At 69.9% G+C, this 21098-nt stretch carries 11 protein-coding genes, 1 other RNA gene and 1 pseudogene; 5 read left to right on the top strand and 8 right to left on the bottom strand.

Features of this window, described 5'->3' with window-relative positions; all coding sequences use genetic code 11:
• Nucleotides 1–265: 265 nt before the first annotated feature.
• From ACIPSJ_RS05120 to ACIPSJ_RS05105, 4 genes are all read left to right on the top strand, one after another.
• Complete coding sequence (locus ACIPSJ_RS05120) at nt 266–1483, top strand: AAA family ATPase (RefSeq protein ID WP_401343521.1); 1218 nt, start codon at nt 266–268, stop codon at nt 1481–1483.
• A complete protein-coding gene (locus tag ACIPSJ_RS05115; RefSeq protein WP_401343518.1) occupies nt 1450–2109 on the top strand; it encodes a hypothetical protein in 660 nt (219 codons plus the stop codon). The genes ACIPSJ_RS05120 and ACIPSJ_RS05115 overlap by 34 nt, the downstream gene beginning before the upstream one ends.
• Nucleotides 2110–2221: 112 nt before the next feature.
• Nucleotides 2222–9172: a DEAD/DEAH box helicase gene (locus ACIPSJ_RS05110; RefSeq protein ID WP_401343515.1), complete on the top strand. Its 6951-nt coding sequence runs from the start codon at nt 2222–2224 to the stop codon at nt 9170–9172.
• Nucleotides 9169–11436 carry a UvrD-helicase domain-containing protein gene (locus ACIPSJ_RS05105; RefSeq protein WP_401343513.1) on the top strand — a complete coding sequence of 756 codons (2268 nt, stop codon included), beginning with the start codon at nt 9169–9171 and terminating at the stop codon, nt 11434–11436. Before ACIPSJ_RS05110 ends, ACIPSJ_RS05105 begins: the two co-directional genes overlap by 4 nt.
• 663 nt (nt 11437–12099) lie before the next feature.
• Here ACIPSJ_RS05105 and ACIPSJ_RS05100 read toward each other — a convergent pair.
• The 8 genes and pseudogenes from ACIPSJ_RS05100 to ACIPSJ_RS05065 all read right to left on the bottom strand — a co-directional run bounded on the left by ACIPSJ_RS05100 (nt 12100) and on the right by ACIPSJ_RS05065 (nt 19370).
• Nucleotides 12100–14376 (bottom strand): DUF262 domain-containing protein, encoded by a 2277-nt coding sequence (locus ACIPSJ_RS05100; protein ID WP_401343510.1) that lies wholly within the window; start codon nt 14374–14376, stop codon nt 12100–12102.
• A gap of 338 nt (nt 14377–14714) precedes the next feature.
• Complete coding sequence (locus ACIPSJ_RS05095) at nt 14715–14915, bottom strand: hypothetical protein (protein WP_401343507.1); 201 nt, start codon at nt 14913–14915, stop codon at nt 14715–14717.
• Between the two features lie 520 nt (nt 14916–15435).
• Nucleotides 15436–15839, bottom strand: an RNA gene (gene rnpB, locus ACIPSJ_RS05090) — RNase P RNA component class A.
• Nucleotides 15840–15954: 115 nt separating this feature from the next.
• A pseudogene (locus tag ACIPSJ_RS05085) lies at nt 15955–16677 on the bottom strand (DMT family transporter); the annotation flags it as partial.
• Between the two features lie 79 nt (nt 16678–16756).
• Nucleotides 16757–17587 carry a helix-turn-helix domain-containing protein gene (locus ACIPSJ_RS05080; RefSeq protein WP_401343505.1) on the bottom strand — a complete coding sequence of 277 codons (831 nt, stop codon included), beginning with the start codon at nt 17585–17587 and terminating at the stop codon, nt 16757–16759.
• A gap of 17 nt (nt 17588–17604) precedes the next feature.
• Nucleotides 17605–18162 carry a TetR/AcrR family transcriptional regulator gene (locus ACIPSJ_RS05075; protein WP_401344578.1) on the bottom strand — a complete coding sequence of 186 codons (558 nt, stop codon included), beginning with the start codon at nt 18160–18162 and terminating at the stop codon, nt 17605–17607.
• A gap of 37 nt (nt 18163–18199) precedes the next feature.
• Entirely contained in the window at nt 18200–18628 is a 429-nt protein-coding gene (locus ACIPSJ_RS05070) for a DUF4260 family protein (protein WP_401343502.1), read from the bottom strand.
• 106 nt (nt 18629–18734) lie between these two features.
• On the bottom strand, nt 18735–19370 hold the full coding sequence (locus ACIPSJ_RS05065; RefSeq protein WP_401343499.1) for a TetR/AcrR family transcriptional regulator: 636 nt from the start codon (nt 19368–19370) through the stop codon (nt 18735–18737).
• A gap of 118 nt (nt 19371–19488) precedes the next feature.
• Between ACIPSJ_RS05065 and ACIPSJ_RS05060 the strand changes: the two genes are divergently transcribed.
• The gene (locus ACIPSJ_RS05060; RefSeq protein ID WP_401344576.1) at nt 19489–21084 is read left to right on the top strand and encodes an FAD-dependent monooxygenase; all 1596 of its coding nucleotides are present in this window, start codon (nt 19489–19491) and stop codon (nt 21082–21084) included.
• Nucleotides 21085–21098 lie beyond the last annotated feature (14 nt).

Genomic DNA, 21098 nt, shown 5'->3' with positions numbered 1-21098 from the left:
CATCCCTTCCCACCAGAGTCCGTTCGCTCCGAAGCACTTGAAAAGAGAGCGTTTTCGGCCCGCATGGCCGATGTGTTCAAGTACCTGGTGACGGTGTGACGTAAGTTGTACGCTTCGTGATGCTCGGTGGTCGGACGCGCCAAGTGGACGATGCACATGGGGAACTGAGCAGCACTCAGTGGCATGCCTCGGGACCGTCCGCCGTGCGCCGACCAGTCAGCTGACCGGGTGTCACGGCCCGGCCGTTCCAGGATGGGCGCGAGGCGTGAACCACCGGATACTCGGTCTGACCGTGCGGAACTTCCGCACCCTGACCGACACGAAACTGCCGCTCGGGCCACTGACCGTCATGGTCGGCCCGAACGCGGCGGGCAAGTCGAACGTCTTCCACGCTCTGGAGTTCCTGCGCAGCGTGTCCGAAGGCGGGATCGAAATGGCTCTGGAAGAGCGAGGCGGCTTCGAGACCGTGGCCTTCCGAGGTGGTTCCAGACCGGTGTCCCGGATCACGATCGGAATCGAGGGCATCTGGTCGGACCACGCATCGAAGGAGCAGCCGGACAGCTATGAGCTGAGCGTCAACCGGCGGAGCGTGTCATCGCGCAGCCAAGTCCTCTACCGGCAGGAGCGGTTCACCCAGCACCCTCGTCAGGACACGGAAACCTCCCTCAACCTCAAGAGCGCGACCGCGGAGATCAGCAGCTCCCTCGCGTCCGACGGCCTGAAGGACGCCGTCGGACTGGACCGGATGGCGTCCGCTCTCCACCAGCGACTGCCCTGGGTCACGGACAGCCCGACGGCCCACGCGGTGGAGGAGATCAAAGGACACGTCGCCGGGATCCGCGTCTTCGATCCGGATGTGCGGGAGGCGCGGAAACCCTCCCCTATCACCAGCTCGGGGCGCCACCTGAAGGACGACGCCTCCAACCTCGCGGACTTCCTCAAGACACTCCGGGCCATCAGAGGCGAAAAGGGCCGCAGGCCCATCTGGGAGGCACTGCTGGACGACGTCAGAGCGGTGATCCCTCAAATCCGGGACATCCACATCGTGGACACCCCGGGGACGTACGACCACCTCTCGATCGAGCTGGAGGAAGAAGGACTGCGGGGACGCACCCGCTTGGAGGACGCCTCCTTCGGAACGGTGCGCGTTCTGTGTCTGCTGTCGATCTTCCACGACCCTGAGCCGCCGGCTCTCACCTGCATCGAGGAGATCGACCACGGCATCCATCCGCACGCCCTGGAACTCCTCGCAGTGCGACTGCGGGAAGCGAGCCGCCGGGCGCAGTTCCTGGTCACCACACACTCCCCCGTGTTCGTCAGCGAACTGACCCCGGACGAGTTCGTGGTCTGCGAGCGGGACGCGGACGGATCGTCACGCATCCCGGCACTCACACCGGACGAGGTGCGCGAGGTCATCGAAGCGTCCGAAGGCATGCCCATCGGGGAACTGTGGTTCGCGAACACGTTGGGGGGCGGGCTGTGAAAGGCAAGGGAAAGGCCGGCCCGAAGAAGGACTCCGTCATAGTCGTCGCGGGCGAGGGTGACTTCGACCGGAAGGTCCTCTGGCACCTCGTCCGGGCCTTCCGCCCGGATGCGAAGATCGTCAACCTCCGGGACAAAACCTGCCTCGGACCGGCCGACAAGGAACTGACCCCGCGCATCGACAAACTCCGCAGACTGGTGCAGGCCGCTTCCCTGCGGTCGGAGCTGGCGGGCCTCGTGGTGCACGTGGACCTCGACCTGGTGAACGAGGAGAAGTACGTCGAGGTCCGCAAACGCATCAGCGACGAACTCCAGAACGCCTTCTCGTGCCCGTCGGCGGTCGCTCTGGCGGCCTTCGAGACGGAGGCCTGGCTCATGCAGTTCCCCTCCGCGTTCACCAAGGTCAATTCCGGCTGGGTTCTCAAGGCCAGGTACAAAAGCTGCGACCTCGCCAAAGTCCACGACCCCAAAAAGGTCCTCAGAGAACACCCGTGGAAACCCCCCTATCAGGTGTCGGACGCCCCCCGCATCATGGAGAAGGCGCTCGGCGCGGACGGGAAGGTCATCCGGCCCGAAGGGAAGAACCGGTCCTACGACGAGTTCGTCGCCGAGCTGGCCGCCTGGTAGCCAGCCCACCTGACCTGCGGCTCCGGTCGGCGACAGGCCGTCGGGACCGACCGCGCCGCGGATATACGGTGGTACCGATCACCAGGGCACCGGCATCGCAAGGGGGACCGTCGTGAAGCCCACCATGGCCGCCGCGCAGCTCCGCGGCAGTCTGACGCAGTACCTCACGACGACGTACGCCCTCGCCGACGAGACCACCCGCGGCGCCCTCGAACGCTTCCTCGGGCACCCCGAGACCGGCATCTTCCGTGGGCCCTACCTGCGGATCCGGACACCGTTCCATGTCGCCGACGACGGCTGGCGGCGCGACCTGGAGTGGTCTGCGGGATTCCCCGGGTTCGCCCCGTGGCGGCACCAGGCGAAGGCGTGGGCCCGGCTGTCCACGCTGCACGGGCCCGCCCGGCCCACCCTGGTGACCACCGGCACCGGCTCCGGCAAGACCGAGTCCTTCCTGGTTCCCGTACTGGACCACTGCCGGCGTCAGAAGGCCGAGGGCGTGCGCGGGATCAAGGCGGTGCTGCTCTACCCCATGAACGCGCTCGCCACCGACCAGGCGGGACGCATCGCCGACTACCTGGCGCGTCCGGAGCTGGCCCAGGTCACGGCGGGTCTGTACATCGGCGACCGGCCCGACACCGACTTCCGGCGGGTGATGACCCGGCGCGAGGAGATGCGCCTCTCGCCCCCCGATGTGCTGATCACCAACTACAAGATGCTCGACCTGCTGCTCCAGCGCGGCGAGGACCGGGCCCTGTGGGAGGGCGCCGAGCCCGCGTACGTCGTACTGGACGAGTTCCACACGTACGACGGCGCGCAGGGCACCGACGTGGCGATGCTGCTGCGCAGGCTCGCCGCCGCCACCGGCGCGGCCCGGCCGGGCCGGCCGCTGGGGTCGATCTGCCCGGTGGCGACCTCCGCGACCCTCGGCGAGGGAGCGCCCGGGAAGGAGGCCGGGGGCATCCTCGACGTGGCGGCCAGGGTGTTCGGGATGCCGTTCGCGGCGGACGCGGTCATCGGCGAGGAGCGGATGACCGCCGAGGAGTTCACCGGCGCCGTCGACTACGAACTGCCCGAGCCGCCGACCCCGCAGGAGGTCGTCGCGGTGTCCGGCGGACCGGACGTCGAGGCCCGGCCCGACCTGCTCGACCTGAACGCGCTCGCCACCCTGCTGCTGGGCAGGTCCGGCCTGGACGCCTTCCGCGTCGGACGGCTGCTGAAGCGGCACGACTTCACCCTCGGCGTGCTGTCGCTGCTGGACGGCGAACCGCTGGACGAGTGGATGCTGCGGGACCGGTTGGGCCGGTTCGGCTACTCCTGGGGCCGCACCGCGCGTGAGAACCCCCGGCTGGCACTCCAGGCGTTGTCCCGGTTCGTGGCGCTTTTGTCCGCCGCCCGTGACCCGGACTCCGACGAGCGCAGGCCCCGGCCGCTGCTGCACATCGAGGCGCACCTGTGGGTGCGGCCCGTGACACGCGTGCTGCGCGGAGTGGGACCGACCCCCGAGTTCCGCTGGTACGAGGACGACCGGACCGCGGCGCGCCGGGCCGCGCTCAACGCCGCGCCGCCCGGCGAGGAGGACTCCGACGCCTCCTCCGGGAGCATGCCGTCGTATGCGTCCAGCCGCCGCCCGGAGCCCCTGCCGGGCTCCGACACCGCGCCGCGCCCCGCCCAGGTGCACCTTCCGGCCGTGTACTGCCGCAACTGCGGGCGCTCCGGATGGGCAGCCCTGTCCCCCGAGGCCGACCCGCAGCAACTCGTGACCGCGCAGGACCGCATCTGGCGGGCCGGCGTCGGCAGGGACAAGCGGCGGCTGCGCTACTTCATCGCCGCGACCCCCGGCGAACGACGGCGGACACTCGACGCGCTGACCGGCGCCCGGCCCTCGGACGGCGGCGTGGACCCGCTGTCCGTCGTCGTCCTGGACGGCGGTCGGGGTACCTACCGGCTGCCCACCACCGCGGACGACGGAGAGCTGGTCGACGCCTGGTTCGCACTGGCCCTGCTCGACCGCAAGAGCGCCGACAAGGCCGCGAAGGACGACCGGTGCCCGGCCTGTCAGACCGACAACAGCATCCGCTTCCTCGGTACCGCCCAGGCGGCCCTCGCCTCGGCGGCGGTCACCCAGCTGTTCACCGGCGGCGACATCGCGCTCGTCCCGGAGGAACGCAAGACGCTGCTGTTCAACGACTCCACCCAGGACGCGGCGCACCGGGCGGGATACGTCGCGAACGCCTCGTACAAGTTCTCACTGCGCTCGCTGCTCGCGCACAACCTGGACGAATCAGGGGATCCGACCGCGCTCAACGACCTGATCGGCTTCGTCCTGGAGTCGGTGGACGACCCCGAGGCGCTGGCCGCCGTAGTGCCCCCCGACCTCCACGACGAGCCGGGGGTCGACCGGCTGCTGTCCGGCCGGGGCACGGGCGACGCGCGGACCTGGCGGCTGATCGGGGAGCGCCTGGCCTTCGCAACGGTCATGGAGTTCGGGTTGCGCAGCCGGATGGGCCGAACCCTGGAACTGACCCGGACCGCGGCGGCCGAGGTGATGCTGGCCGACCCCGACGGCGTCACCGACCTGGCACGGGACGTGCACCTGGCGCTGCCCGGCCAGCTGCTGGCCGTGGGCGGGCTGCCCACCCCCGAACGCTACCTGGCCTATGTCCGGGGGCTGCTGGAGCGGCTGCGGCTGCGCGGCGCGGTGCGGCACCACTGGCTCGACACCTGGATCAGGGAAGCCGGCACCAACCGCTATCTCATCTCCGGGCGCAGGCCCGACGGCATGCCCGCTTTCCCAGAGGGCGTCGCGCCGCCACGGTTCCTGCTCGACGGGCAGAAGGACGGATCCGAGTTCGACGCGGTCACCGGCCGACTGGGCTGGTACCAGGACTGGACCCGCAGATGCCTGGACCTGGACGCCGCCGGGGCGACCGAGTACCTGCGCAGGCTGCTGCCCCACCTCGCCGACGCGGGCGTCCTGTCCACGCGGACCACCCGCGACCGGCAGACCCGGGTGTACGGGATCCAGCCAGGTCACATCCAGGTCCGTCTACTCGACGACGCCGTCGTCAACAAGGCCTTCGTCGCCTGTGAGGACTGCGGCTGGCAGCAGGTCGTGGTCCCCGAGCGGCGCACCCGCTGGTACGGCCATCCCTGCCCCCGCTACCGGTGCCGGGGACGGCTCACCGCGCCCCAGCGCGACATGGCCTACGCCGGGGCTGAAGGCATCCGCGCCGACAGGCCCGTGCGGGAGCGGGACTACCGGCGGGACTACTACCGTCGCCTCTATCTGACGGGCGGCACGTTCCGCGTGGTCACGGCCGAACACACCGGCATGCTCACCCGTCCCGAACGCGAGCGTGTGGAGCGCGCCTTCAAGGCGGGCACGCACTACACCGACCCCAACGTCCTGTCGTGCACCCCGACCCTGGAACTCGGCATCGACATCGGCGACCTGTCGGCCGTCCTGCTCGGCTCGCTGCCCGCCGGACCGGCCAACTACGTACAGCGGGCCGGTCGGGCCGGACGACGCACGGGCAACGCACTGGTGGTCGCGTTCGGCGGACGCAGGGCGCGTGACCTGTACTACCTGGACGAGCCGCGGGAGATGATCGCCGGGACCATCCTGCCGCCGGGCTGCTATCTGTCGGCCGTGGAGATCCTGCGCCGCCAGTACACCGCCCGGCTGCTGGACCTGGCGGCCCGCGGGGAACTGCGGACCTCGGACGGCGAGACCCTCGCACCCGTGCCCCGGCTGTCGTCCGCCCTGTTCGGCACCAGCGGATGGTGCCAGGATCTCGCGGACGCCGCGCAGACCCACGGAGCGCGCCTGGTGAAGGAGTTCCTCGCGCTGTTCCCCGCCGACGGCGGTCGGGACACCGACACGGAGGGCGTCTCCGAGCACGCGGCGGACGAACTGCGCACGTACGCGACCGGTGGAATCGTCCGGGTGCTCCAGGAGGCCGAGGAGGACTGGACCGGCCGGCGCGAGGAGGTGCGCCGCAGAATCGCGGCGATCGACGAGGCGGCCGGGCAGCTCGCCCGCTCCGACGACTCACAGGACCGGGAACGGCGCGAGCTGCTGGCCGAGCGCCGTACCGCCGGGGACCTGCTGCGGGAACTGAGCCAGTCCGCCGCGCACGCCACGCTGGTGGACCTCGGGCTGCTGCCGAACTACAGCCTGACGGACACCACCACCATGCTGGAAGCGACGCTGTACTGGTCGGAGACCCCCGACGAGGACGACGCGCCGCAGGAGGAGGGAACCCGGCCGCCCGGTGCCAGGGTGTACCGCAGTGAGACCCGGGACTACGAACGGTCCAGCGCGCTCGCCCTGACCGAACTCGCCCCCGGCAACAGCTTCTACGTCAACGGCTACCGGCACGTGGTGCGCGCCCTCGACATCGGCGGTCCCGACCGGCGCGCCTGGTCGGTGTGGCGGCTCTGTCCCGCCTGCGGTTACGTGCGGACCGAGAACGCCGAGCGTGACACGACGCCGTGCCCGCGCTGCCGTGGCCGGGAGATCGCCGACGCGGGTTGCGTCCAGTACGTCCTGCGCCCCCGGCGGGTGCTGTCCCGTGACAAGCGCGAGGACGCCAGGGTGCGTGACGACCGGGACGAACGCGACCGCAGGCGCTACGCGACCCTCACCACCGTCGACATCGACCCCGACCGCCTCGTTCCCGGATCCTGGCGGCACGACGAGGCCGTGTTCGGCGTGGACTTCACCCGCCACGCCGTGATCCGGACCCTGAACCTCGGTCTCGACCGCGAGGACGGCAGCAGCACGGTGCCGCTCGCCGGAGAGGACGTCCGCCTCAACCCGTTCTACGTCTGCACCTCGTGCGGCGGCGCGACCGCGGACGGCAGACCGGTAGTGGACGTGCCCCAGCACGCCCTCACCGAGTCGGGGGCGACGAGTGTCCCGGCATCCGCGCACCATCTGCTGTGGTGCCCGCGCCGTCGGGTCCGCGGCGCCGCGGCGGGCACGGCCGGAGCTCAGGGCGCGGGCCAGGACGTGCCCCTGCTGCTGGCCCACGAACTGACCACCGAGGCGGTCCGTATCCTGCTGCCCGCCTCGGTGGCCCGCGTCAAGGAGCGCCTAGCGTCGTTCACCGCCGCCCTGTTCGCGGGGATCGCCGCCCGCTACGGCGGCGATCCCGACCACATCGACATCGCCGAGGCAACCATGCCGGACGACGCGGGCGACCCGGATGCCGACTGGCCCCGGCGCTTCCTGGTCGTGTACGACCGGCTGCCCGGCGGCACCGGGTACCTGCACCGGCTGGCCTCCTCGGACGGCTTCCGGGAGGTGCTGCTCAGGGCTCGCGACGTCATCGAGCACTGCGCGTGCCGGGAGAAGGGCCTGGACGGCTGCCATCAGTGCCTGCTGCGCCGGGTGCCAGCCTCCGACTACGACAAGGTCAGCCGCAACGAGGTCCGGCAGATGCTGGACGAGCTGCTCGGTGCCGACGGAGAACGCTGGCGCACCTCACGGGTGACGACCACCCAGGACATCCCGCTCCAGCGGCAGGCCGAGAGCGACCTTGAGGTCCTGTTCGTGGAGACCCTGCGGGACTGGGCGAAGCTGCCGGAGTCGAAAGCCACGGCGGACGCCTACACCACCTCGGCCGGCACCTACGCCCTGGACCTCAGGCTGACGGCACCGGACGGGTCCACCGTGAGCTGGCGTGTCTCCCAGCAGCGAGCGCTGGAGGACACCCGGCCCGACATACTCCTGGAGCGGCTGGACTCCCCCGGCCCCCGCGTCGCTCTGTACCTAGACGGCTACGCGTACCACGCCACCCGCGAGCACGACCGGCTGGCGGACGACGCCAGGAAGCGCACCAGGCTCCGCGCCGAGGGGCTGCGGGTGTTCCAGCTGACCTACCACGACGTGACCGCATGGCGCCGCCGGATCAACGACCCCGGATACACCGGGACCGACACGGACACCTCCGTCTGGACGCCCTACGGCACCGCCGGACAGCAACGCGCCCGCGACTACTACGACCGGGTAGGCCGCGGCCTGCCCGGTGAGCTGGCCGAGGCGATGTGGGTCAACCCGGCGCGGACACTCCTGGCCTACCTGCGCGCGCCCGATCCGGAACGCTGGCGGCGGCGGGCCGAAGCGGTGGCCGCCGGCATGAGCGGGGCGGACAGGACCCGCGGTGCCGCCCTCACCGGCGCCGAGGCCGCGACCGGTATCAGCGAGGCGCTGCGCGGGGGCGCACCCGCCGGGACCACAGGGCCGGTGCGGATGCTGTACGGCTCCGACGCGTCGGGCTGCCGTCTGGTGCTGGCCGCCGACGGCAGACGGACCCCACCAGTGTGGACAGGGCTGGCCGTCCTCGACGACGGCGTCGCAGCCCTGGAGGAGGGGCTGGCTCACAAGCGGCGCTGGCGCGCCTGGCTCTGGTGGGGCAATGTGCTGCAGTTCCTCGAACACGGCGGCGGTGACAGCGCGCAGCTGACGTCGAGCATGATCGACGGCTTCCGTCCCGAGGTCCTCACCGTGACCGGCGGAGAGGGCTGGCTGACGTCCATGCGTGTCCCGATCCACCAGGGGGCACAGGAGCCCTCCGCCGTGGGAGCGGCCGCCGTGTCGGCCGTCCCCGCCGTACCGGCCGTACCCGCCGTCACGGGGGACGCGACAACCGCGCCGGAGCCGGAGGTGACCGAGCAGCCCGGCGGCACGGGGCCCGGACGGGATCCCCGCTGGGACCGGGTCATCGAGTTGCTGGACCCGGAGGAGCCGGAACTCACCGCCCTCGCGCACACGCTGGCGTCGGCGGCGGTACCGGTGCCTCGGGACGGCTACGAACTGGACGCTCGGGGCTGGCAGGCCGAACTGGCCTGGCCGGACGTCCGGATCGGTGTGGTCAGGGCTCCCCGCCCGACCGGCGACGAGCCGGACTACGAGGCCGAGGACCAGAAACACGCCTTCGCGGCGGCCGGCTGGACGGTCCGCACAGCGGACGAGTGGGACAGCACGGAACTGATCGCCCGGCTCGACGGCCGGGACCGGAACGAGAACAGCATCAACGAGGGGGAGCCGAAGCGATGACCACCTCCGGCGTCACACTGCGCCTGCTCGACAGGGCCGACAAGGAGATCCTCAAGCTGCCCCGCACGGTCAAGGGCGCCTTCTTCGACTTCCAGCACAAGTTCAGGGCCAACCCGCACACCACGGGTCTCAAGCTCCAGCAGCTCAAGGGTGACCACCGGCTGTGGTCGGCACGTGTCAACGACGAGTACCGGGCTCTGCTGCTGCGGCTCGCCGACGACGACTGGCTGATCGTCTCCGTCAAGCACCGCAAGGACGTCTACAACCGGCTCTCGTACGGCGTCAACCAGGTCACCGGCGGCATCGAGTACGTCGACCTGGAGGTCGTGGAGGACAGCGTCCTGGGCAGGCTGCCCGGCACGACCGTCCAGACGCGGCCCACTCCCGAACCACAGCCGTCGGCGCTCCAGCCGAAACCGCTGTTCACCGCCTGGACCGACCGTCAGCTGACCGAACTCGGTGTCGCTGAACCCCTGTTGCCCGTCATCCGTACGCTCACCACAGAGGACCAGCTGCTCGGGCTCGTCGAGTACGCGCCGCAGCTGACCGGCGAAGTGCTGATCGCGCTGTTCGACGGCGCATCGTACGAGGACGTACTCGACCAGGTGACCAGGCCAGTCGCCGCCACCGAGCCGGTCGACCCGGACGACCTCGCGGCCGCCGCAGAGCGGCCCGCGACGGTCGTCACCACCACGGACGAGGACCTCCGCGGAGCGCTGGAGAGCGGTGACTTCGGCAGGTGGAAGAGCTTCCTGCACCCCACGCAGGCCAAGCTCGTCGAGCGCCGCTACAGCGGCCCAGCCCGGGTCGGAGGCGGGCCAGGCACGGGCAAGACGGTCGTCGCGCTGCACCGGGTACGCCACCTCGTCCGGCAGCTCTCCCCCGGGCTCGACAAGCCCGTCCTCCTCACCACCTTCAACAAGAACCTCGCCGCGGACCTGCGCTCCCGGCTGCTGGAACTGGGCGGTGACGAACTACTCAGCCGGGTCGAGGTGAGCCACGTCGACCAGCTGGCGCTGCGTGTCGTCCGCGAGGCCGAACCCGGCAACGGCAAGCAGGCCATTGACGACGGACAGGCCGTACGCGAGTGGCGCGCACTCCTCGACGAACTGGGCGAGGACACCTGGGACCCGGAGTTCCTGCACGAGGAGTGGACCCAGGTCATCCTCGGCCAGGCCGTCGGCAGCCGCACCGACTACTTCCGGGCCCGGCGGGCCGGGCGGGGCAAGAGCATCGGCCGCGCCGAACGGGCCGAGATCTGGCAGCTCGCCGAACGCTTCACCCAGCGACTCGACCGACTCGGACGACAGACCTGGGACCAGATCGCGGAGCGCGCGGCACGCCTGGAGATGGGCCGTGAACAACGCATCCAGAACATCGCACGGCAGCGGGAGGAAGTGGGCGGCCTCGACAACGTCCACCTCCAGGACGGCTCCGGTGGTTGGCTGCGCCACCGCTACCGCCACATCGTGGTGGACGAGGCCCAGGACCTGCGCCCCGCCCACTGGAAGATGCTGCGCGCCATGGCCCCCCGTACGTCGGACGACCTGTTCCTCGTGGGCGACACCCACCAGCGCATCTACAAGAACCAGGTGACGCTCGGCAGTCTGGGCGTCAATATCCGCGGCCGGTCTGCGAAGCTGACCCTCAGCTACCGCACCACGCGGCAGATCCTGCGCTCGGCCCTCGGAGTCCTGGGCGAGACGACGTACGACGATCTCGACGGCGGCTCGGAGACCCTCGCCGGTTACCGGTCCGTGCTCAACGGCGGGCTCCCCGCCGGGCACGCCTTCCCGGACTGGGACACCGAGCGGGAGGGCGTGGCCGCTCTGATCACAGGATGGGACGCGGACACGGACACGGCTGTCCCGCACGAGCAGATCGCGGTGTGCGTGCCGACCAACCAGATGGCGATGGAGATGGGGTACACGCTGAAGCTGCACGGCGTCGACGCGGTGGAGATCCGCTCCGACGGACCGAACGGCTCTGCAGGCGTGCACATCGGCACGATGTTCCGGTTCAAGGGGCTGGAATACCAGCGGATGATCATCGCGGGCGTGACCGACGGGCTCGTCCCGCGTGCGGATGTGAGCCGACTGTGTGACGTCGAACCCACGCGCTACCGGCACGAGATCCAACGGGCCAGATCCCTGCTCTTCGTGGCTGCCACCCGAGCCCGCGACAGCGTGGACGTCTTCTGGCACGGCAGGCCCAGCCCGTTCCTGGACAGCTCGTGGGTGAAGACGGAGCGCGGCGGCAGGTGACACCCGGCTCGGGGCGAGTTCCCGCCTTGGGCCACCTGCGCCCCGGTTGCCGAGACGCTGGCGTGGTTACGTCGCTGTTGGGACCGGGAGAACTCAGCCGTCCCATGTGTCGCTTCCCTCATCCCCAACACCTCTACGTCACGCAGAACCTAGCGCAGTGGCTCCAGGCCACCATGGCTTGGTTCCAAGGCTTTCGCGTCCATGCTTTTCAGCGGTAAGGCGTTCCCTTCCAACCACTGCTGCGCATCGTCACCACCGGCACTCCCTTTCGCCTCGTTCCAGGCGGGATGCCCTTACGCGTTATGCGATCAAGCCCGAACAGGCTGAGTTGATTTCGGTCGAGAGTCTCGCCACGTCCTCACCGGGCTGGCGGGTCGGAAGACCCGCCAGCCAAGGACGCAACACGAACAGGCCGAGTATGCGGGTGGCGATGCTCGAACACCGCCGGTGCGTCCGAGGGAAGCCCACTCGCTCCCTCGGAACGTCGCTCGACCTCGGCATCAGCGCGGTGTTCGACTTGGGGCGGTAGCCAGCCAACGAGCGTCACGGCCGACAGCCTGCGGCTGCAACTTGGGGTCCGCTCCCGTAGTGCGCGGGCCATTGTGTGTTCAAGCTGGTCGAGGAGGAGGCCGGGAAGGTGGACCGGACTGGCCATAAGGGCGCTCATCCCCAGTGTTCCTCCTGGTAGCGCAGGAGGTCATCGCCGTGGAGTTGCTTGGTGGCGTTGCCGACCCGGACCCAGAAGTCGGTGGCGCCGTTGCCACCCTTGGCGGGCTTGGCGAACACCGGCCTACCTGCCGCGGCGACGCTGATCTGGCAGACGACGTTGCCGGAGATTTCGGGGAAGCGTACGCGGACGGTGGTCGCTGTCGGGGTCGACAGGCTGTCGTCGAGGAGTTGGCGTACGAAGAGCTCGTACCCGTCGACGCTTGCCTGCGACTCCAGAGTAGCGAGGTCGTTCTCGATGCCGAGGACAGTCCCGTCGTCGGCGACGCCGATATACAGGTTTCCGCCCTCGCCGTTCAGGAAGCCGCAGACGGCCTTGACGATGTTGTGCCGTAGGGACGTGTCGGCCTGCCGGGTGTGCACGTTCCAGCGAGCGCTTGCCTTGAACTCGGTGCCCTGGGACTCGCCGGCGGCGATCATGTCGGCCGGAGCGGTGGGGACGTACGCAGGGCGTTGTCCCGTGAGGGTTTCGAACGCTTCCCGTACGACCTTGGCGATCAGCTGGCGCCGCCGTTCCAGGAAGGTGAAATAGTCGAGCTGCTCCCAGCCGACCGGGAGCGCGTGCCACCGTACCTGCCGTTCGAGCGCCTCCGGATCCATCGCGTCCGTGATTCTCGGCCAGTAGTCATGTGGTGCGTCGGTGTTGGCCTGCTCGTCCGCCGGCCACGTCACGTAGGCCATGTTGGCGATGGCGTTGACTTGGCGCCGATCGGTGATACCCAGTCCGGCGAGTGTCTTGGGGTGGAACAGGTTGTCCCGGCCGACAGCCTTGGCGGGCTTGAGCGAGGGATCCAGCAGATCACGGATTCGTTGGTCGCCGAGGAGCATTTCGGCGTCAAGGATGTTGAGCGCCGCCTGATAGGCGAACAGCACCGGTGAACGCGACGAGGATGTGTCCAACCGGTTCGGCAGGGAAATGTCCCAGTAGTCGCCGGTGAAGTTCGCCGCGATGATCCGGTCGAGTTCCGCGGTGAAGGCTCGGCCGTCACCCGGCGGCAGACTGCCAATGCGCCCCAGGTCGAACTCCATCTGTGACTCCGGTGAGTTGGAGTACCGGCCAGTGGTGTGCGCCATGAAGAACCACCGGCCGATCACGGGCCGGAGTTCATCGGCCGTCAGCCCGAAATCGTGGCGTCCGATCAGCCAGATCGTGTAGCTGTACAGCAGGGCGTTGTCCGAGGTGATCATCTTGCGGCTACGGAAGCCAGCCGCCGTGACGCACTGAAAGAACTCGTGCCAGCTGGTCAGGTCCAGGACCTTCGTGTGCGCTTGGGCGAGCCGGCCGAACTGCTCCTGCCGTCGGGCGGCGGTGACCTTGCCGGTTTCGAGATCCTTTCCTCGTAGGACGCTGTAGACGTGCTGCAGCCGGGCGCGCCGGAAGGCGACAGCGACGGCCACGCGCAGCAGTTGGTCCGGGCTGGGGTCCAGAAAGGCGTTCCGAGGGCTCGGACCGGGGAGTCCTGCGATCACCGCGCTGCGGCTGAAGTCTTCGAGCTGGCGGCGCCCCTTCTCCCAGTGCACCGACATCAGGGTGAGGATGAAGTCGGACTGGTTGAGCTTCACGCCTTCGGAGTTGATACGCACGAAGATGTCGGCGACCTGCTCCTCGTCGGCCGACGCACCCAGCTCCACAACCTGGAAGCGAAACTCATGCAGGTCCCGGACTCTGTCAATGCGTTCTTCGAGCTCATCCTTGGCAGCGTCCGACAAAGGCTGTTCGCTGGCCTGTTCGAGCCGTTGGAAGAATTGCCGGAGGGTGGGCTTGTAACCGCCTCGGGTCCACAGCGCGGTGATGTCCGGAATGAAGTGAGCGTTACGCTCGATCGCCGCGTCCGTGACCTCGAACGTCTGGTCCTCCGGGTGGAACGCGATGCGAACGTTGATCTCGTCGAAAGACTTAGTGACGATCTTGCGCCCGGTGAGGACAGCGAACAGGGCGGTGAGCCGCTGCTGCCCGTCGACGACCAACAGCTGGGGTGTTCGATCGCCGACTTCCGTTCCGATCTGCCGCGTCCCCACCTCAGCGCCGGTCTCCCAGAACATCAGGGTGCCGATCGGGTAACCCCGATACATCGAGTCGAAGAGATCGCGGGTCTTCGCCGCGGACCAGACGAACGGGCGTTGGATGTCGGGGAGTCCGATACGGCCGCCTTCGATGTTCTCGATCAGGTGCCGGAGCGTGTAACCAGTGTCTCGATACAAAGTAGGTGGCACAGCCGAGGGCTCCTAACGTTCGAGGGCAACTGGTCGGCGGAAGCGGTCAGGCGTGGGAACAGCATCAGGTTTCTACCACGCGGACACGCTGCAACGCAGGGCCAATGGCGCTCGCCACAAGGAGGAATGCACGGCGGCGGGACCCAACTAGGTCGATTTTCGGGTGCCATGGGGATGAGTCTCGCCGGAGGGCATCGTCGTGCGTAACGTGGTTTCGCCAGGGAACCCCCACACGGCACGTTTCGCGCGGACCGTGGTACCGAAACGACGAACTCAGCAACAGGCACCCCATGTCGGCATCGGTTAAACGATCATGCACGATGATGACTGGAGCGCACCTAGATACAACTTCGCTCCTGCTGCGGGATGTCGGCAATGTTCGCGAGCCACAGACGGTTCGGTCCGGCCGCAGTGGAGTCACGCTGGACGACGTCATCGTGCACCGGCGGGTCGGCCTTCTTGTTCTGGCCCCGTCTCTTGCCAAACACGCTCCACCAGCGGCTGTCCCGGCAGATCCACCACACGGTCCGGTCCGCCATGCCGACCCCTGCGGCGTGGACTTTAGTCGGCCAGGAACCGGTAGCCGCACTCCGGGTCGTCAGGGTCGGCATCGAACAGGACGTTCTCGCGGCACGCCTCTTCGAATGCGGCAGAGGATGCCGGCTGATCGAGCCAGCGATAGGAGGCCTGGCGGGCGAGCTTGAGGGCCCGGCACGAGACACGGACACCGCCCCAGCCTCGAAAGCACGTCAAGCAGGTTCATCGGAAACAAGTCCGTTGAGCAGCACCGGAGCCAACTCAACCCCGCCCCCCGTGACACCAGCCCTCTACACGTGGGACACACCGGACAATACTGCTGAGTGCGCTCGACGCTTCCTGTCCCGCCATCCGCCGCCTTCCGAGCCCCCCTGCATCCCCGAGATGTTCGAAATGACCCGTCTGCCCCTCGCCGGATTGGACGCGCTGGACAATACACGAGGGCGAATTCGACCCGGATTCGACCCGAAGGGTTTGTTCAAGCACCAAACATGGCATCTGAACTGCAGAAACGCGAAGCGGCAGACGAGTCGGGCTGTACGCCGGGTTCTGTGCCCCGGGCCCTCGCGGGTGCCGGGGTGACGGCCATCCATCTAGGGCCGGCGTTGCCGCCGGCCTCGTGCGGTCTACCCGCGGACTTGGGCGGGCAGCCCTCGAACGTCCGCGCAGGGCGCTTTTTACGGCGCCCCTCTTGACCTTGCTCCGGGTGGGGTTTACCTAGCTGCCCAGGTCGCCCTGGGCACTGGTGGTCTCTTACACCACCGTTTCACCCTTACCGAGGACCGAGGTCCCCGGCGGTTTGCTTTCTGTGGCACTGTCCCGCGAGTCGCCTCGGGTGGCCGTTAGCCACCACCCTGCCCTGTGGAGCCCGGACGTTCCTCGGGAAGCCCCCTAGGGGGACTCCACGCGGCCGTCCGCCCGGCTCGTCTGCCGTGTCGACCATGTTACCGGGCGGGCGGGCCTCTTCGGTGCCGAGGCCATCGTCGCCAGCACCGAGCCGGTGAGGATCAGCGCGAAGGAGACGGCGATGGTCGGGGTGAAGCTCTCGCCCAGGAAGAGGGCGCCCGCCGCGACCGCGACCGCCGGGTTGACGTACGTGATCACCGTGGAGCGGGTCGGGCCTATCTCCTTGATCAGTTCCAGGAAGGCTACGAAGGCCACTGCCGTGCAGAGGACGCCGAGGGCGAGGAGGGACAGCAGGGCGTTCGTGGAGGGCATCGAGGACGGCCAGGTGGCTGCCGCCGCGGGGGCGTAGACCAGCGCCGCCAGGGTCAGGCAGGGGGCTATCAGCTGGAGCGTCGGGACGTCCTTCAGGCGGCGGGCCGCTATCAGGGGGGCCGTGGCGTAGCCGATGACCGTGAGGAGGACCTCGCCGAGGGAGCGGGCGTCGCCGCCGGTCAGGTGGGGGATCGTCAGCACGGCTACGCCGGCGAGACCGATGAGGAGGCCGGCGATCCGGCGGACGCCCAGGTGTTCGCGTTCACCGCCGAAGTACCTCGCCGCCACCACGCCCACGATCGGGACGCCCGCGATCAGCAGGCCGGCGGTCGAGCTGGAGAGGTGGCGTTCGGCGTCGGTGAGGGTGAACCAGGGGCCCATGATCTCGATGCACGCGAAGGCCAGCATCGGGCGCCAGTGGGTGCGGAGGGTGTTCAGGAGGCCGCCCTGGCGGATCGCCAAGGGGAGGAGCAGCAGTGCGCCCACGGCACACCGCGCGAAGACCACCGTCGACGGGGACACCTCGTCCACCGCCACCTTGATCATCAGGTAGGGAACACCCCAGATCACTCCCATGAGGGAGAACAAGAACCAGCCGCGTGCAGTCATACGGCAAGGATCGGTGTCAGGACCGTGCCGCGTCTTGAACGCTGTTGCGGTACGCCGCCGGGGTCACCCCCAGGACTCTGCGGAACCAGCGGGTCAGGTGGGCCTGGTCGGCGAAGCCCACCAAGGTGGCCACCTCGGCCGGGCGCAGGCCCGCCTCCAGGAGACCGCGGGCGCGCTCGACGCGGTACTGGGCGAGCCAGGCGTACGGCGGGACGCCCATGGTCGTACGGAAGGCCCGGAGGAGCTGGTAGCGGGAGAGGCCGAGGTCGGTGGCCAGGTCGGAGAGTGACGGTGGCGCTGTCAGTTCGTCGGCCAGGCGGTCGCGGACCAGGAGGGCGATGCCGGCGGCGCCGGGGATGCGGTCCGGTGCCGAGCGGGCCGTGGAGTGGCGGCGGGACAGAGCCGTCAGCAGCCAGGGGAGGCGGGATTCGGCTTCGAGGGGGTCGGGGCAGGTGGAGAGGACGGTGTGGGCGGCGCGGAAGGCCGCGGCCAGTTCCGGGTCGTCCAGGACCGGGTCGCGGAAGTGCGGGGTGCCGGCGTTCAGGGTGCCGTCCGCCAGCAGGGCGGGGTCCGCGTACAGGGCGCGGTAGGCGTAGCCGTCGGTGAGGGTGGCCGGGCCGCCCGTGTGCATCTCGCCGGGGGCCAGGACGACGATCGAACCGGGGCCGGTGCTGATGTGGCCGCCCCGGTAGTCGATGATCTCGGAGCCGCCGACGCACACCCCGATGGTGAACTCGGCGTGCGCGTGCGGGGCGTAGGTGTGCCGTTCGAAATTGGCCGTCAGCAGGTCGAGCGACGGACCGCACCGGCCCAGCCGCGCCCTCGTCCACCGTGCGTGTTCGGCCACCTTCGCACCCCCTTGCGCTAAGGGTGCAACGCCTTCACACCGCGTTTCCATGCCGCGTCCAGATCCGCGTCGTCCGGAAAGCGGCCGTGGATCTCCAGGACGACCATGCCGTGCGCGAACGCCCAGGTGGCGCGGGCCAGATCCCGGTCGCCGCCGCAGGCCCGCAGGAGCGGGAGGGCGGCCCGGTCCTCCAGGCCCTCCGGCAGGAGGGTGCGGGGCAGGGGGCGTTCCGTGGCCAGGCAGTAGAGGTGGGGGTGGGCCAGGGCGTAGGCGCGGTAGGCCTGGGCCAGGGCCTCCAGGGAGCCGGGGGTCCGGGTCGCGGCCGTCTCCAGGGCCGCCGCCGACTCCTCCAGCATCTGCGCGGTCAGTTCGACCTCCACGGCGTGCTTGTCCGGGAAGTGCTTGTAGAGGGAGGGGGCCTTGATGCCGAGGCGGTCGGCGAGGGTGCGCATGGTGAGGAGGGCGGGGCCTGACTCCTCCAGCAGGTCCCGGGCGGCCGCCACGATCTCCCGCGCCCTCGGCGTCAGCCGGTCGGTCACGTCAGTCACCTCAGGCACGCCCTGCGCCTCCGTCATGCCCTTCGCCTCCGTCACACCCTCTGCCTCCGTCACGTCAGCCACGCTGGAAGCCTTCCTTCGTCCGCAGCCCGTACCCGAAGGCGCGATCGTACGAGATGTGGGCCAGCCAGCCGCACAGCGCGGCGAAGGCCGGGGGCCAGGCGACCGGCCCGAACGCGTACGTCACCAGCAGCGCCAGCGGGATCAGGGCGCGGTGCATCGCGTTGTAGTACGGCACCGCGCGCGGCGGCAGCTGTCCCTTCGCCATCCGGGGTGCCTCGTCGAGGGCGACCAGGAAGGTGAGGTCCGGGAGGACCAGGAAGAGCAGGGCGAGGGAGCCTGCGAGCCAGCCGTGGTTCACGCCCTCCAGCACGGCGAACGCCGTCCAGAACAGGGCGCCGGCCAGCCAGGCCGTGCGGCGCGCCACCGCGGTGGCGGTGCGGAGGGTGGGGGTGGTGGGGGTGACGTTCGTGGTGCTGGTCATGGCTGCCTCCCGAGGGCACTTCGGCTAACACCGTTAGCCATTACGGCAGACGGTAGGGCTAACGGCGTTAGCCGTCAAGAGAGGGCACCCGCCGACACCCGGAGGCCTACAGCGCCATCCGCTCCAGCGCGTCGAACGCCGCCCCCATCCGCTCCCGGTGGTCCACGACCAGCCCCGCGAACGGCTCACCCGCCAGCTGACGGCCGACCGAGGTGACACACACCGAGCGGTACGCGGCGACGACCAGCGCCGCCGCCAGCTCCGGCTCGGCGAGTCCGGCCTCGGCGAGCGCACCGGCCAGCGCCCGCTCCACCTCCTCGACCGCCTCACGGGCCCGGGCCCGCAGCGCCGGCGAGTCGGCGACGACGGGCCAGAAGCCCACGAAGTTCTCCCCCATCCCGCCCAGCGGGTGCCGCGCGTCGATGAACCGGAAGGCCAGTCGGCGCAGCGCCGCGAGCGGGGACTCGCCGGGCACACGCCCCCGCACCGCTCCGGCGAAGGCCTCGACGGCCTCCGGGATGCGGTCGAGGAACAGATCCTCCTTGCGCGGGAAGTAGTTGAAGACGGTCATCGCCGAGACCCCGGCCGCCTGCGCGACCTCGACGACCGTCACCTGCTCGAAGCCGCGCTCCCGGAACATCACCGTCGCCACGTTCGAGATCCGCTGCCGCGTCTCCCGCTTCTTGCGCTCCCGCAGGGACTCCCCCGGCTTGCCGCCACCCGCCGCATTTCTGTCCGTCACAAGAAAACTATAGCCGCTCGAAACTTTTAGTGACTACAGTGAAACCATGACGACGACAGACAGCAGCAGCAAGAGCAGCAACGACAGCGGCGACAACGGCGACAACGGCGACAACGGCATGGACTACGACGTGGTGGTGGTCGGCGGCGGGCCCGTCGGGCTCTTCCTCGCCGGGGAGCTGCGGCTCGGCGGGGCGGCGCGGGTGCTGGTAGTGGAGCGGCTGGCCGAACCCGACGAGACCATCAAGGCGGGCGGGATCAACACGGCGGGCGGGGTGGCGCTGTACCGGCGGGGCATGCTGCCGGATCTCGCGGCGGCCTGGGAGCGCAACCGGTGGCGGATGCGGGCCTTCCTCGGCGATCGGGGTCCGGACGCGCCCCGGACTCCCCCGAAGTTCGCCGGGCACTTCGCCGGGATCATGATGCGCGGTGACCTGTTCGACGACTCCGACCCCGCGTTCACCGACATCGGCCCCGCCGACGGCGTCGGCCTCGGCATCCCCCAGATCGAGCTGGAGCGGATCCTGGGCGCCCGCGCCGAGCGGCTCGGCGTCGAGGTCCGCCGGGGCGTGGAGCTGACCGGCTTCGACACCGACGAGGACGGAGAGGACAGGGAGGGCGGGGAGGACGGCGAGGACAGGGAGGGCGGAGTCGTCGTACATCTCGCCGACGGCGCGCGGATCCGGAGCGGGTGGCTGGTGGGGTGCGACGGCGGGCGGAGCACGGTGCGCAAGCTCGCCGGGTTCGGCTTCCCGGGTACGGAGCCGGAGATCACCGGTTATCAGGCGGTCGTCGAGATGACGGGCGGCGAGCGGCTCGGGAAGGGGTGGAACACGACGGACGTCGGGACGTACGTCAACGGGCCCTTCCCCGGCCGGATCCTGACCGTCGAGTTCGACGGGCCGCCCGCCGACCGCTCGGCGCCGATCACCGCGGAGGAGTTGCAGGCCGCCCTGCGCCGGGTGTCGGGGGTCGACGAGGTGACGATCCACGAGGTGCACTCCTCGACCCGGTTCACCGACAACGCCCGGCAGGCGGACGGCTACCGCAGGGGCCGGGTGCTGCTCGCGGGCGACGCGGCGCATGTGCACTCGCCGTTCGGCGGGCAGGGGCTCAACCTCGGGCTCGGCGACGCCATGAACCTCGGATGGAAGCTCGCCGCCGTGGTGCGCGGGGACGCGGACGAGAGCCTGCTGGACAGCTACACCGCCGAACGGCACCCGGTCGGCGCCTGGGTGCTGGACTGGACCCGCGCCCAGATCGCCGTGATGCGCCCCGACCGGCACGCCCGCGCCCTGCGCCGGGTCGTCACCGACCTCGCGCTGACGACGACCGGGACGACGTACCTCGTCAAGCAGATCTCCGGCGTCCGGCAGCGCTACGAGCTGCCCGGCGCGCACCCGCTGACCGGGCACAGCGCCCCCGACCTGGAACTCTCCGACGGCACCCGGCTCGGCGACCATCTGCACGCCGGCCGTGCCGTGCTCCTCGACCTCGCCGACGACCCGAAGCTGCGCGCCCGCGCGGAGGGGTACGGCGACCGCGTGGACGTCCTCACCGCGGCCTGCCCGGCACGTCCGGAACTGACCGCCCTGCTGGTCCGGCCCGACGGATTCGTGGCCTGGGCCGCAAACGGCACGGACGGCACGGACGGGAACTACCGGTCAGACGACGACCTCGACGACGTCCTGGCCCGCTGGTTCGTCGCCTCCTGAGTCCGTCTCCTGAG

This window comes from Streptomyces sp. NPDC090088, assembly GCF_044747345.1.
Lineage (GTDB): Bacteria > Actinomycetota > Actinomycetes > Streptomycetales > Streptomycetaceae > Streptomyces.
This window is presented reverse-complemented; position numbering and strand designations above follow the sequence as displayed.